Annotated in this window: 17 protein-coding genes; 4 read left to right on the forward strand and 13 right to left on the reverse strand. The window is 42.2% G+C overall.

From position 1 onward, the window contains the following. Nucleotides 1–4: 4 nt before the first annotated feature. Both lpcA and G337_RS28845 read right to left on the reverse strand, forming a co-directional pair. A complete protein-coding gene (gene lpcA / locus G337_RS0100240) occupies nucleotides 5–580 on the reverse strand; it encodes a D-sedoheptulose 7-phosphate isomerase (RefSeq protein ID WP_028862084.1) in 576 nt (191 codons plus the stop codon). Between the two features lie 281 nt (nucleotides 581–861). Then, nucleotides 862–1,038 carry a hypothetical protein gene (locus G337_RS28845; RefSeq protein WP_169719594.1) on the reverse strand — a complete coding sequence of 59 codons (177 nt, stop codon included), beginning with the start codon at nucleotides 1,036–1,038 and terminating at the stop codon, nucleotides 862–864. A 427-nt stretch (nucleotides 1,039–1,465) separates the two neighbouring features. On the opposite strand from G337_RS28845, the gene G337_RS0100250 reads away from it, so the two are divergent. Further along, complete coding sequence (locus tag G337_RS0100250; protein ID WP_028862085.1) at nucleotides 1,466–2,365, forward strand: MalM family protein; 900 nt, start codon at nucleotides 1,466–1,468, stop codon at nucleotides 2,363–2,365. A gap of 84 nt (nucleotides 2,366–2,449) precedes the next feature. Here G337_RS0100250 and G337_RS0100255 read toward each other — a convergent pair whose 3' ends face one another. From G337_RS0100255 to trmJ, 11 genes are all read right to left on the reverse strand, one after another. Continuing rightward, entirely contained in the window at nucleotides 2,450–3,220 is a 771-nt protein-coding gene (locus G337_RS0100255; protein ID WP_028862086.1) for a hydratase, read from the reverse strand. A 139-nt stretch (nucleotides 3,221–3,359) separates the two neighbouring features. Next, complete coding sequence (pepB, locus tag G337_RS0100260; RefSeq protein WP_028862087.1) at nucleotides 3,360–4,652, reverse strand: aminopeptidase PepB; 1,293 nt, start codon at nucleotides 4,650–4,652, stop codon at nucleotides 3,360–3,362. A gap of 68 nt (nucleotides 4,653–4,720) precedes the next feature. After that, the gene (iscX, locus tag G337_RS0100265) at nucleotides 4,721–4,918 is read right to left on the reverse strand and encodes a Fe-S cluster assembly protein IscX (protein ID WP_028862088.1); all 198 of its coding nucleotides are present in this window, start codon (nucleotides 4,916–4,918) and stop codon (nucleotides 4,721–4,723) included. 68 nt (nucleotides 4,919–4,986) lie between these two features. Next, nucleotides 4,987–5,325, reverse strand: a complete 339-nt coding sequence (fdx, locus tag G337_RS0100270; protein WP_028862089.1) for an ISC system 2Fe-2S type ferredoxin — start codon at nucleotides 5,323–5,325, stop codon at nucleotides 4,987–4,989. A 42-nt stretch (nucleotides 5,326–5,367) separates the two neighbouring features. Then, the gene (gene hscA, locus G337_RS0100275; RefSeq protein WP_028862090.1) at nucleotides 5,368–7,239 is read right to left on the reverse strand and encodes a Fe-S protein assembly chaperone HscA; all 1,872 of its coding nucleotides are present in this window, start codon (nucleotides 7,237–7,239) and stop codon (nucleotides 5,368–5,370) included. Nucleotides 7,240–7,263: 24 nt separating this feature from the next. Further along, the gene (gene hscB, locus G337_RS0100280; protein WP_028862091.1) at nucleotides 7,264–7,773 is read right to left on the reverse strand and encodes a co-chaperone HscB; all 510 of its coding nucleotides are present in this window, start codon (nucleotides 7,771–7,773) and stop codon (nucleotides 7,264–7,266) included. An 88-nt stretch (nucleotides 7,774–7,861) separates the two neighbouring features. Continuing rightward, complete coding sequence (gene iscA / locus G337_RS0100285; RefSeq protein ID WP_028862092.1) at nucleotides 7,862–8,185, reverse strand: iron-sulfur cluster assembly protein IscA; 324 nt, start codon at nucleotides 8,183–8,185, stop codon at nucleotides 7,862–7,864. A gap of 105 nt (nucleotides 8,186–8,290) precedes the next feature. Beyond that, entirely contained in the window at nucleotides 8,291–8,677 is a 387-nt protein-coding gene (gene iscU, locus G337_RS0100290; protein ID WP_028862093.1) for a Fe-S cluster assembly scaffold IscU, read from the reverse strand. 256 nt (nucleotides 8,678–8,933) lie between these two features. Continuing rightward, on the reverse strand, nucleotides 8,934–10,148 hold the full coding sequence (locus tag G337_RS0100295) for an IscS subfamily cysteine desulfurase (protein WP_028862094.1): 1,215 nt from the start codon (nucleotides 10,146–10,148) through the stop codon (nucleotides 8,934–8,936). Nucleotides 10,149–10,175: 27 nt separating this feature from the next. Then, the gene (iscR, locus tag G337_RS0100300) at nucleotides 10,176–10,652 is read right to left on the reverse strand and encodes a Fe-S cluster assembly transcriptional regulator IscR (protein ID WP_028862095.1); all 477 of its coding nucleotides are present in this window, start codon (nucleotides 10,650–10,652) and stop codon (nucleotides 10,176–10,178) included. A 140-nt stretch (nucleotides 10,653–10,792) separates the two neighbouring features. Continuing rightward, entirely contained in the window at nucleotides 10,793–11,551 is a 759-nt protein-coding gene (trmJ, locus tag G337_RS0100305) for a tRNA (cytosine(32)/uridine(32)-2'-O)-methyltransferase TrmJ (protein ID WP_028862096.1), read from the reverse strand. A gap of 333 nt (nucleotides 11,552–11,884) precedes the next feature. Here trmJ and suhB point away from each other — a divergent pair, with 333 nt between their 5' ends. The 3 genes from suhB to xthA all read left to right on the forward strand — a co-directional run bounded on the left by suhB (nucleotide 11,885) and on the right by xthA (nucleotide 14,042). Beyond that, a complete protein-coding gene (suhB, locus tag G337_RS0100315; protein ID WP_028862097.1) occupies nucleotides 11,885–12,673 on the forward strand; it encodes an inositol-1-monophosphatase in 789 nt (262 codons plus the stop codon). A gap of 250 nt (nucleotides 12,674–12,923) precedes the next feature. Next, complete coding sequence (locus G337_RS0100320; RefSeq protein WP_028862098.1) at nucleotides 12,924–13,160, forward strand: TIGR02647 family protein; 237 nt, start codon at nucleotides 12,924–12,926, stop codon at nucleotides 13,158–13,160. A gap of 75 nt (nucleotides 13,161–13,235) precedes the next feature. Continuing rightward, nucleotides 13,236–14,042: an exodeoxyribonuclease III gene (gene xthA, locus G337_RS0100325; protein ID WP_028862099.1), complete on the forward strand. Its 807-nt coding sequence runs from the start codon at nucleotides 13,236–13,238 to the stop codon at nucleotides 14,040–14,042. Nucleotides 14,043–14,046: the final 4 nt, after the last annotated feature.

Raw genomic sequence — 14,046 nt, forward strand, 5'->3', positions numbered from 1 at the left:
TAAGTTAAGCCATTTTTTGTTCAATTAAATAAATCAGAATATGGATAATCTTGATATGAATTTCTTGAATACGATCAGCGTAACCAAAATGAGGTACGCGGATTTCAACATCTGCCAGCCCCGCCATTTTACCACCGTCTTTACCGGTTAAGGCAACCACAGAAATCCCCTTTGCTTTAGCAACTTCGATCGCTTTTAAGATATTTTCCGAGTTTCCGCTGGTTGATAAGCAAAACAGTACATCACCACTGCGGCCGACACCTTCCAGGTAACGCGCAAAAATATATTCATAGCCGTAATCATTACCAACACATGAGATATGACTTGGGTCTGAAATAGCAATCGCAGCATATGAAGGACGGTTTTCACGGTAACGCCCGGTTAATTCTTCGGCAAAGTGCATCGCATCACAATGGGAGCCGCCGTTACCGCAGGAAAGTACTTTACCTTCTAGTTTAAGAGAAGCTGCTATTAACGAGGCTGCTTTTTCAATATTCTGTAAATTTGTCTGATCAGCTATAAAGTCCTGTAATACTTTTTCAGCTTCTAATAATTCGTTTTTAATAATTGCCAGGTTCATATTATCCCTTTTAGATTCTTTAGTTCGGGTAGCCGTTGGAAATGAAAGTCATCTCTACATTATAGTAAAAACATTTTACACGGTTAATGCACTGATAAAAGAGGCATAGATAAGTTAGTAGAAATTAAACGCAATAGCGGGAGATATGAGGCTGTAAATAATATCGCTAAGCACTGTGCCCAGTACTGCTGAAAGCAAAAAGCAGAGAACATAGTCTCTGCTTTTTTATAACTTGATTCTGCATTAATAAACAAACCACCAAAGTCGGGCTTATTGATTAATTAGTCACGATTAATTGTGCAGGTTTTTTCTTCTTTAACGATACCGGCTTCGATTGCATCGATTGCTTTCTGATCGTGTGCATTTGCAGGACAGCCGCAGGCATGTTCACTTGATGCATGTAAACGAGCTTGTTCCAGGTGCCATTGTGCTACTTTAATATGTTGATCAACATTCATGGTAATAATCCTTAAGATAAAAACGGTGTTAGAAATTGATTTAAATCAATTTGCAGATTATAAACAAACAAATTAGACAATCCAGTGCTTATTGGCTGAAAACTACAATTATTTAACAAATATATTTATCTGCGCAGCAATTCAGCAGGGTAATGATAATCACTCGCAAATACCTGTTATTGCTCACTTCAAGCAGCTCATTGATTTCCTAATCAGTACAATAAATAAATCAGATAATCCGATATGTTCAACATTTATCTACACAGGTAGAAAGTATGACACAAGAGAGAAAACGTAACATTTTGTATCATTTAGCGGCGTGTAATATCAATGTGTTAAAGATGTGAGTTAATGCCCGCTGCGGCTACTGCATTTTTAATTTAATCAGGTTATAGTCGAGAATATTCTTTCAACTCAGGTTTTCAATATGATTATCAAACAATCCTCACTCATTTTACTTGCAGGCTTGACGCTTGCAGGCTGTTCGCAGTCAGTATTAAAATCACCAATTGACAATAATGCAGAGGCATTTATAGAGCCTGCTAAAGCAAGCCTTGTGCTGGCAAATAAGCAGCCGTGCTGTAAAGATTTCAGTCAGCTGAAGTATAAAGAAATTGCCAACGACGATACGCTTTATATCCCGCTAACCAGCGGCTCTCAGGTTTTTGCATTTCCTGAGGGCAACAGTTTTGTTCAGGCGTATAAATTAACGACCAAAGCTAAAAGGCTCAAGCTGACAGTAAGCGGTCTGATCAAAAATACGGCCTTTGCACCGCAGCTGACCCTGTTAGATGCCAATTTCAATGTTACCCGTACTATTTCAACAAAACATTTCTTATATAAAGAAGCAAGTATGCTGAGCGGTGACATGTTGTCAGCTGATTTAAGCATCTTCCGAGCACAGGAAGATAATTCTGCAAATGAAACTTATCTGCTTTTTTATACAACAGAGAAGGCGATGGCAGACAGTACAACGATAATCCACCCTTCGAAAGCTTTTGCAATCGCACACGGTACAGTGCCTCCTGATATTGCCGATCCGGTTATCCCTCATTCAGCAATGGGTATAATTAAGCTCGACGTTGAAGCTCAGGGAACTAAAGCTGATGTTGAAAACACTTATATTCCTGAAGCGATACCAGCAGCAATGCCGATGCCGAGCACCAAAAAAGTACTGACTACGGAAGTCGAATTCAATCAGGCAATTGTTCAGGCGGTGGCAGCAAAAGAGATTGATAAAGCGTTAACTATTGTGGATGACGCTGAAGAAGCCGGCTTTAATAACGCCAGAGAGACTTTTATCGAAGCACTTAAAAACAGCGACTAATATAACTAATAAACCAAGAGTGACGGTGAACAATTCTCCGTCACTTTTCTTTCCTGCAGATACCTTATTCCTTCTAAACAGACTTTAAGATAAAGCTTTAAACTCCACAGTGTATTTTCCTAACCCCGAATACTCAATTTCAGTACTGCAGTCAAAGTCCACTTCAACTATTCCTGCATAAGAACCACTGATAATAGCCTGCCCGGCTTTAAAGCTGGTACCGCGCTTAGTCATAAAATTGATTAACCAGTACAAAGGATTCTGCGGAAGCTGATTCGGATGCCGGCCGGCAAAAGTTTGTGTCTTATCCGCTTGCCTTACCTTGATAGAAATTTCACTGGCGGCGTAAGCTTTTGACTTATCAATCTGCGGACCGATAAACAGTCCCTGATTAACCAAACAGTCGGCAAGCTTCTCATAAAAAGTCACCCCGCTCTCTGGTGCAAACCTGTCCTGCATCAGCTCCAGTGCCATATGGCAGGAAGCAACCGCTTCATCTATCTGCGCCTCACTATAATCCTGCTGCTGCGCAGGTAGATCTTTACCTAATACAAAAGCGATTTCAGGCTCAATGCGTACTGTCTGATTATCAGCAAACAATGTGCAGATTTCCCCCTGCTGCACCGTCTGTGAAAAAATCGGTGCGACCACCAGCTGATTATCCGTTATCGGTAACAGACATTTCCAGCCGCCGACAGCATCATTTCGCTGCTTTATCATCTGTTCATGAACAGATAATGCATCATCTATACAATTAGGCTGCAGTTCGCTGTTTAGACGAGGAGCTTTTGTACCGGCAGCACGGCGTTTTAATAACTCGGCGGCGGCCTGGGAAAATTTATTACAAGTAGTCATAATGAAACCTTAATTGGATAAAAAATATCATACTAGCCTTTGCCGAACGGTGTAGACAGCAAAACTCTTAATAAATAATAAGTTACACGCATAAAAAGGCCGCGGATAAACGCAGCCTAATAAATAAACAGTAGCGCACTTAGACAAACAGCATCTTACTGATAGTGCGTACACCATGGCCTTTACCGCCCGCTGCCCATAAAGCATTTGCACTGACCTGATAACTTCCAGCCAGATCAAAATGAATCCAGCCTTTCTGCGGCTGCTGTACAAACTTAGCTAAAAATGCGGCCGCGGTTGAAGCGCCGGCCATGCCTTCACCACTATGAATATTGGCAATATCAGCAAACGGCGAACTAATCTGCTGCATATGAAACTCTTCAAAGGGTAAACGCCAAAGCTTTTCATTTTCTTGAGATGCACAGTTTGAAGCAAGTGTTACCAGCCGCTCATCCATGCTTAACACTGTATTATAATCACGTCCGACAGCCGTTTTAGCGGCACCGGTTAATGTAGCGGCATCAATAATAGACAAAGCTTTATCTTCCTGGGCGGCAATTAATCCGTCGGCTAATATCAGACGCCCTTCTGCATCACTGTTTAAGACTTCAACCGTTACACCGTTTTTATAGGTGATCACATCACCTAATTTAAGGGCACTGCCGCTGATCAGATTTTCAGCGCAGCACAGATACAGTTTAATACGTTTATTCAAACCGTTAACAATAGCTAATGCCAGTGCACCGGTAAGTGTTGCAGCGCCGCCCATATCACTTTTCATGGCGGCCATGCCGGCGCTTGGTTTCAGGCTGTAACCGCCGGAGTCAAAGGTAATGCCCTTACCGACTAATGCGAATGCAACGGGTGCATGGACATCGCCTGTGGGGTTATAATCCAGCTGCAGCATACAGGGCGGACGCGAACTGCCCTTTCCAACCTGATAAATACCCTGAAAACCATGCTCTAACAAGCTGTCACCTGAGATAATATTATGTTTTATATGTAAACCTTCAGGTAAAACATGTTTTATTAAAGTAACAGCTTTATCACATAAGATCTCTGGAGACAGTGCCTGTGGCCCAAGATTAATGGTTTTACGGACCCACTCCATAATCAGTTTACGTGATGTCAGAACTTCGGCTTCATTATCCTCAATGTCACCAAAATGCACCAGAGCTCCATTTTTGGCATTGTAAAACCCCTGGCTGAATGCCCAGCGCAGCTCTGTTGTCCAAAGTTCTCCCTGCAGCTTTACCTTTTCAATACCCATACCGTCTAGTTTTCTGGCGGCACTCTGCACCACAGAAAATGCACCAGTCGGATCGTCAATATGAATCTGAGCATGCCCTTCAGAGAAACTCAGCAGCGCATTTTTGCCCCAGCTGGAATGAGCCGTATCCGATGATAATGAAACAAAAAAATAGTCTGTCATATTATTACCTTTTATCAAAAACAAAAACGCAGGCTAGTGCCTGCGTTTATATTATTTTAAGTGTGCGATTACATCTCTTCAATCCAGCACTGCTGCACCGCTTCTAATATACGTTCACTGCAGTGTTTAGGATCATCATCAAACTCTTCAAGGTTCAAAATCCATTCACGCAGATCGGTAAAACGAATTTGAGTCGGCTCCTGATCCGGATAGATATCCATTAAAGCCAATGCTAATTCCCGGGAGTCCAGCCATTTTAAAACCATCTTATCCTCCAGTATTATCTTATTCTTAACTGAGTTTATGCTGCTTTAAATATTCTGCTGGATTCAGATTAATGATTCTCAGAAACGATATTCACTGTGTATTTTGGAATCTCTACCACTAAATCTTCATCTTTCACACAAGCCTGACAGCCTAAACGCGATTCCGGCTCAAGTCCCCATGCTTTATCCAGCATATCATCTTCTAACTCATCACTCTCTTCAAGAGAATCAAAACCTTCTCGCACAATCACATGACAGGTCGTACAGGCGCATGACTTTTCACAGGCATGCTCAATACCGATCTCATTTTTCAAGGCAAGGTCTAAAATAGTTTCACCTTCAACCGCTTCAACAACCAAACCTTCCGGGCATAACTCTTCATTGGGTAAAAATATTACTTTTGGCATCTTAATCGCACCTTATGCTTTTAATATATCTATTAATTTCTGTTAAATCTGATCTACTGACTGGCCGGTCAGGGCCTGCTTAATCGATGCATCCATACGCAGTGATGCATAATGATCCGTCAGCTTGTCAATGGCTTCAAGCGCATCTTTAATGGCATTAACATCGTCACCACGCCCTGTTTCGGCAAGTGTTTTAATATTATCAACAATGCTCTGATACTCGCTCTCAGACAGGAGCTGCTCACCGTCTTTTTGTAATGCAGCTTCCAGATTTTCAATGACACGTTTTACTTCTACCTGCTGCTCAATCAGCATACGCGCCTGAATATCCTGCTGTGCAAAGGTTGTCGAATCAGAAAGCATCTCCATTACCTGAGCATCACTTAAGCCGTAGGAAGGTTTCACTTCAATATGCGCCTGCACACCAGATGATTTCTCCATTGCGCTGACACTTAATAAACCGTCTGCATCAACCTGAAAAGTCACGCGAATATGCGCGGCACCGGCAGCCATCGGCGGAATATCCGTTAAAACAAAACGAGCCAGGGAGCGGCAGTGCTTAACCATTTCCCGCTCTCCCTGTAAAACATGAATCAGCATCGCTGTCTGACCGTCTTTAAAGGTAGTAAATTCCTGCGCCCGTGCAACTGGAATGGTGGTATTACGCGGAATCACTTTTTCAACCAGATCGCCCATGGTTTCAAGCCCTAATGACAGGGGCAGGACATCCAGCAGAAGCATTTCTGAATCGGGTTTATTACCCACTAAAATATCGGCCTGCACAGCTGCGCCGATAGCCACCACTTTATCCGGATCAATACTGGTTAACAGATCACGTTTAAAGAACTCACTGACCTTTTCACGCACTAAGGGCACACGGGTTGAACCGCCGACCATCACCACTTGTACAATTTCATCAAGACTGACAGCGGCATCTTTAACGGCACGCTTACAGGCGCGCAATGTCTTTTTCACTAATTTTTCAATCAGCTGTTCAAAGGTGTTTTTATCAAGCAGACCTGACCAGTTAAGGTGCTGCAGTTCGATTTTCACCTGCTTCTCTGCACTTAATATCTGTTTCGCATTACGGGCGGCCTGTAATAACTCCTGCTGTAATTCCGGGCTTATCGGAGTGCAGATACCCGCCTGCTCTTTAATCCAGTTAACAATGGTCAGATCAAAGTCATCCCCGCCAAGTGCTGAATCACCGCCGGTAGCAAGCACTTCAAAAACACCTTTATGCAGACGTAAAATAGAAATATCAAAGGTACCGCCGCCTAAATCATAAACAGCAATAAGCCCTTCCTGACCTGAATCTAATCCGTAAGCAATCGCGGCCGCCGTCGGTTCATTTAATAAACGTAATACGTGCAGTCCCGCTAAACGGGCTGCATCTTTTGTACCCTGACGCTGCGCATCATCAAAATAAGCCGGCACGGTGATAACCACACCGTCTAACTCCCCCTGCAGAGTCTCTGCGGCCCGGGCGCTTAATGCTTTTAAAATTTCACTGGAAGCCTGCACGGCATTAACTGCACCGCTGCGGGTTTCAATCTGCGCTAAACCGCTTTGATGCGCGCTTAGCTGGTAGGGAAGATGGGTCTTATCTAAATCCAGTAATGCCTTACCGATTAAACGTTTAACTGAAACCAGTGTATTCTGCGGATCAGTTAACAAATATTGCTGTGCACTGGCACCAACGCTGATCGAAGTCTCGCCCTGTTCATTCAATTCTCCGTAATGCACTACTGAAGGCAGCATGTCCTGCTGATTATGATCTACTAAAGTTAAAGCTTCACCGCTTCTCACGCTGGCAACAAGGGAGTTAGTGGTGCCTAAATCGATACCGGCAGCTAATTTGTGCTGGTGAGGAGCTGCAGATAAACCCGGCTCTGCAATTTGTAATAATGCCATCGTTGATTATCCTGTTTACTAGTTTTAGTCGAACAATTTTTCTTCGAGCAGATCGAGTTCGATTTTAAGTTTAAGCATGAATTTTAGTTTTCTTACGCTGTCAGCAGCCGCTTCTAATTGTTTTTCCTGCAGCTGCAGTGCAATTTCCGACTCTAAGTCCTGCACCTGCTCCTCAATATTTTCAGCAAAAGCTTCAATTTCATCTTCATCATCTTCTGTAAATGAAGCAATTGTTTCCCGCCATTCCATCTGCTGCATTAAGAAGCTGGTATCCTGCAGGGTTCTCTGTTCTAAAGCGATATCAAGACCGTTCAGCAGCAGTAAATACTGTGCACGTAAGCAGCTGTTTTTTAAAGTTTGATAGGCATCGTTAATTTCTGTGCTTTTCTGCATAGCAGCTAGACGTTCACTGTCTGAATGCATGGCAAATTTATCGGGATGATATTGTTTCTGCAGTTCACGATAGGTTACAGATAATCGTGTTTGATCAACAGAAAACAGAGCAGGCAGGGAGAATAGTTCAAAGTAGTTCAAAACAGTTTCCTAACGGAGTGAGTGTTAAAATAAAAACACCTTTATCTTAACTAAGGTTAAAGGCGTTAATATAGTGTGAAATCAATATTTAAACACTAAAACTTTCACCACAGCCGCATTCGCCGTCGGTATTCGGATTATTAAATTCAAAACCTTCATTAAGGCCTTCTTTAACAAAATCTAATTCTGTACCGTCAAGGTAAACTAAACTTTTTTCATCAACGACGATTTTCACACCTTTATCAGTGAATACCTGATCATCATCATTAAGTACATCTACAAATTCAAGAACATAAGCCATGCCCGAACAGCCTGATGTTTTAACCCCTAAGCGCAAACCAATGCCTTTACCGCGGTTAGCGAGGAAAGCCGCAACATGTTTTGCTGCTGGTTCTGTCATTGTGATAGCCAAAGTCGACTCCAATTTTTAATTTTATTTCACTAATAAAAACAACTTAATCCGCTTCAATACAGGCAGCTGATTACTCAAGCTGCAGGCATTAAAGCGCTGTTATCTTTATTCAGCCGTATTTTTACTTTTGTAATCATCAATCGCCGCTTTGATCGCATCTTCAGCAAGAATTGAACAGTGAATTTTTACCGGCGGCAGAGCCAGCTCGGCTGATATTTCAGTGTTGCTGATTTTACCAGCCTCTTCCAGTGTTTTGCCTTTTACCCATTCAGTCACTAGTGAGCTTGAAGCAATTGCACTGCCGCAGCCGTAAGTTTTGAATTTAGCATCTTCAATCACACCGTTATCATCGATTTTCAGCTGCAGTTTCATTACATCGCCGCATGCCGGCGCGCCGACCATACCTGTCGCAACAGATTTGTCATCTTTATCAAATGAACCTACGTTACGTGGGTTTTCGTAATGGTCGATTACTTTTTCGCTATAAGCCATGATATTTATCCTTTTCTCTTTTCTTTAATTTATTACGTAAAATTCAGCTTGTTATCATTGTCTTTAACTTCCAAGTAAAACCTGCATCTCACAAATATAAGAGTGCGGTTTTTCCGCTAAAGTTCAACAAAACAACTAAGGCCGGTTTTAGTGCATACAACTAGTGATGCGACCACTCGATGCTGCTGATATCGATGCCTTCTTTAATACATATCCCAATTAATGGAGAGACATATAAATGTCTCTCAGCTATTAACTAGTGATGTGACCACTCGATGCTGCTGATATCGATGCCTTCTTTATACATATCCCATAACGGTGACATTTCACGTAAACGACCAATATTTTCACGAATAATTTTAACTGCGTAATCAATTTCTTCGAAAGTTGTAAAACGTCCGATACTGAAACGAATCGAACTGTGTGCCAGCTCATCATCACGACCAATTGCGCGTAACACATATGAAGGTTCAAGGCTTGCCGAAGTACAGGCACTACCCGATGAAACCGCTAAGTCTTTAAGCGCCATTACCAGAGACTCACCTTCAACATAGTTAAAGCTGATATTGATATTACCTGCCACACGGTGCTCCATGGAGCCGTTAACATAAACTTCTTCCATATCGCTTAAACCGTCTAATAAACGAGTACGCAGCGCCAGAAGGCGTTCATTTTCAGTCGCCATCTCTTCTTTGGCAATTCGGAAAGCTTCACCCATAGCAACTATCTGATGTGTCGCCAGCGTGCCGCTGCGCATACCGCGCTCATGTCCGCCGCCGTGCATCTGTGCTTCTAAACGAATACGCGGTTTACGGCTGACGTATAATGCGCCGATACCTTTAGGGCCGTATACTTTATGTCCTGAAAATGAGATCAGATCAACTTTCATTAACTGCACATCAATATCTACTTTACCGGCACTTTGCGCCGCATCAACATGTAAAATGGTTTTATTAGCACGACATAACTCACCGTATGCAGCTATATCCTGAATTACACCAATTTCATTATTTACATGCATCAGACTAACCAGAATAGTATCTTCACGCAGTGCTTCCTGCAGCTGCGCAGGAGTAACGATTCCGTCCTCCTGAGGATCCAGGTAAGTCACTTCATAACCTTCACGCTCTAACTGACGACACGTATCTAACACCGCTTTATGCTCTGTTTTAGCAGTAATAATATGTTTGCCTTTTTTGCCGTAGAAGTGCGCAGCACCTTTAATAGCAAGATTATCTGATTCTGTTGCACCGGATGTGAAGACTATTTCACGCGGATCAGCATTGATTAGATCCGCAATTTGTTCACGGGCAATATCAACCGCTTCTTCCGCCTGCCAGCCGAAACGATGCGAACGAGACGCAGGGTTACCAAACTCTCCGTCCAGCGTTAAAAACTGCATCATTTTCTCTGCCACGCGGGGATCTACCGGGGTTGTTGCAGAATAATCAAGATAAATAGGTAATTTCATTTTTGTCTCCACTGCTGAGCGTTAAATTCACTGGCTTTTAACGTTAAGTTGAGCAGTCTGGTTAAATTTATTATTTTGAATTTCAGATATATGTTGTACATGTTCAGTCGACATTAACTCTTCAAGAGTAATATCATCCAGAAATGTGGTAATTCGTTCACTAAGCTGTGCCCACAATGAGTGGGTTAAACACTGCACGCCGTCTTCTTTACAGCCGCTGTTGCCTGTACATTTTCGAACATCGACAGACTCATTAACAGCATCAATAATCATAGCGACTGATATTTCACTACGCAGCTTGCCCAGTCTATAACCGCCGCCGGGACCGCGCACACTGCTAACTAACTCTTTTTTACGTAACTTAGAAAACAGCTGCTCTAAATATGAAAGAGAAATCCCCTGACGCTCAGAAATATCCGCTAACGGTACAGGACCATTGTGCTCTTTAATTGCTACATCTAACATTGCAGTGACCGCATAACGGCCCTTTGAAGTTAATTTCATAATACTTCACTCATATAATGGGAAAGAGGTGCGTCGCATACCTTCCATGGACTTTATATGAGCAAGTATAAATACCTGACAATCTTAGTCAAGTAAAAAACCACAAGGTTTAGTAGGTTTTATTTTTTATTTATAATCAGTTATTTCTTATCTGAATCAACCTCAGAAGCAGACTCCTGCCCGGCGCTTATAACTGACTTTTGAATGCTGCTGAAGATGCCGCGCCACATGCGCAGCTCTTTGATTTCTGGTCGAGCACGATTAAAGAAACGACGCAGCTTAGTCATCACCAGTCCAGGGTGAGCGGGTACGATAAAACGCGTATCTTTTAATGTTTCTTCAAGATGATTGAACATGCCTTCAATCTCTTCTGACAGCGGGTACTCTTCTTCCTGCGCTGGATATGCTTTTGAAGCTAAAAATGCCATACGGATTTCATAGCTTAAAGTCTGCACAGCCATTGCTAAATTAAGCGAGCTGTAGTCCGGATTTGCAGGAATAAACACATGAAAATGACACTTCTGCAGTTCATCATTACTCAAACCACTATTTTCACGTCCAAACACTAAAGCTACCGGGTATTTCTGACCTTCAATAACTGCTTTTTCACCCATCTCTCGCGGATCAAGCATAGGCCAGTCTAATGTACGCGGACGTGCACTTGCACCAATTACCAGGCCGCAGTCGGCAATCGCTTCATCAAGTGTTGCACACACTTTATGATTATTTAATACATCAGTAGCACCGGCTGAAAGCGCAACTGATTTACCGTCAATTTCACACTCCGGATCAACAAGCACTAAATTTGTTAATCCCATTGTTTTCATTGCTCTTGCCGCACTGCCGATGTTTCCCGGATGAGAAGTACCGACAAGTATAATGCGTACATTTTCCAGCATTTGTATTCCTTGATATCTATTCAAAATTAAAGAGCGCAAAGTTTAGCATTAATTGGCAGCCATGCCAGCAGAAAATAGAGGATCACCAGGCTGATTAATGATATAAGCGCCGGCACAAGAATAAATCAGCGGCACACTTAATTAATGAGCCCCTTAACAGCGCTTAAACAGACAAATAACACTAAGCGGATGTTTTCCATAAAAATTAATAATAAAGATAAAAAAAAAACCAGCAAAACTGTTTAATTATTTGCAGACTTTATGTGATCTCTGTATAATTTTGCGCCGAAGGAATCTCCCTTCAATGTTCTTTTAAAATCTAATGGTGATCCAATGCATCCAATGTTAAATATTGCGATTCGTGCTGCCCGTAATGCAGGCAAAGTAATTGTTAAAGGCTATGAAAATCTAGAAGCCGTCGAAGTCGAAGAAAAATCGTTACATGATTATGTCAGCAGCGTTGATAAAGAAGCGGAACTTGCAATCATTGGCACATTACGTAAATCATTCCCGGACCACAGCATTGTTGCTGAAGAGTCAGGTATCGATGAAGGTAAAGACAAGGATTACCAGTGGATTATTGATCCGCTTGACGGAACAACTAACTTCATTCATAACATCCCGCATTTTGCTGTTTCAATCGCATTAAAAATTAAAGGCCGTACAGAAATCGGCATCGTATTTGATCCGATTCGTAACGAGCTGTTCTCAGCGGTTAAAGGCCAGAGCGCACAGATTAACGGTTACCGTACACGTACCAGCAGCGTACCTAAATTACCCGGCACACTTCTAGCAACTGGTTTCCCGTTCAAACAGAAGCATATTACCGAAACATACCTGAATATCTTTAAAGATTTCTTTATGGATGTTGCCGATATGCGCCGCAGCGGCAGTGCAGCCCTAGACCTTGCTTATGTTGCAGCCGGCCGTATGGACGGATTCTGGGAATTTGGTCTAAAACCTTGGGATATCGCAGCCGGTGAACTGTTACTTAAAGAATCAGGCGCAATTATGACTGATTTCAACGGCGGCAACGACTACATGAAATCAGGTAATGTTGTAGCAGCTAACCCGAAATTATTAAAAGAGATGTTAACGGTTATTCGTAAACACGACGTTTAATATTTTCCCGTCAGAAAGATATTAACAGATACAGCTAAGCATAATGCTTAACTTATAACTGTTAGACTGACTTAAAAAGCGCAAATTCTATTTGCGCTTTTTTTATGCCTGTTATTTAAACGAAACCTGCCTGTAATGTGCTGAGCATAACAATAGCTTGATCTAACCCGCCTTCATACTCTCTACTATTTGCAATTTAACACTAAGTTATTATTATGAAGATTCCCGAATTTAATGGAAGTGAATAATAATGATTAAAAACTACTCTGATACTTTATTTGACGAAATGAAACTACTTGCTAAATTCCCTGAAAAATCACAACTGGAAGGTATTAAAATTCATCATGATGCCAGCCCTAGCATCATCACTGCGGCTAAATCTCTATTTGACAAAGGGTTAATCACACAAACAGACGGCGGCTATCTAACTGACAGCGGTTTTGAAACAGTTGACCATCTGCATCGAGTTTTAGCAACTTTAAGCTAACAACACTTTACCTTGTTGAGTTATCCGGCTCAGCAAGGTACATTCAGCCTTTATTTCTATTTAAGGCTCTCTTCCATGAAAGTTATCTCATTCAACATCAACGGGCTGCGCGCTCGCCTTCACCAGCTTCAAGCCGTTATTGATAAACATCAGCCGGATGTCATCGGCCTGCAGGAAATCAAAGTTCATAATGACGCTTTCCCGGTAGAAGCTGTAGAAGCCATGGGTTACCACGTTTTTTTTCATGGCCAGAAAGCCCATTACGGCGTAGCAATGCTGTGTAAAAACAAACCGTTAGATATACAGTATGGTTTTCCGACAGATGATGATGAAGCGCAGCGCCGCATGATAATGGTCACTGTAGAAGATAAAGACGGCTTCCCGGTGCGTATTTTAAACGGTTATTTTCCGCAGGGTGAAAACCAGACCCATGAAACAAAGTACCCTGCTAAACGCAAATTTTACCAGGATTTAAATACCTATTTAAACGAGTCACACAGTGCAGAAGATCAGATAATCGTAATGGGGGATATTAATATTTCACCACTGGATTTAGATATTGGTATTGGCGAGGTAAATGCCAAACGCTGGCTGAAAACACTAAAGTGCAGTTTTTTACCCGAAGAGCGTCAATGGTTAGCAAAATTAATGGATTTTGGCTTTAGCGATACTTTCCGTCTGCTTAATCCGGAAGTGAATGATCAGTTCAGCTGGTTTGACTACCGTTCCCGCGGCTTTGATGATAACCGCGGTCTGCGTATTGATGTTATTTTAGCAACAGAAAAATTAGCCGATAAAACCGTAGATGCCGGTATCGACTATGAGCTGCGGGGCATTGAAAAACCTTCAGATCATGCGCCGATCTGGACAGAATTTGCTTAATAGC

Origin of the sequence: Psychromonas aquimarina ATCC BAA-1526 (genome assembly GCF_000428725.1) — a bacterium.
GTDB lineage: Bacteria > Pseudomonadota > Gammaproteobacteria > Enterobacterales > Psychromonadaceae > Psychromonas > Psychromonas aquimarina.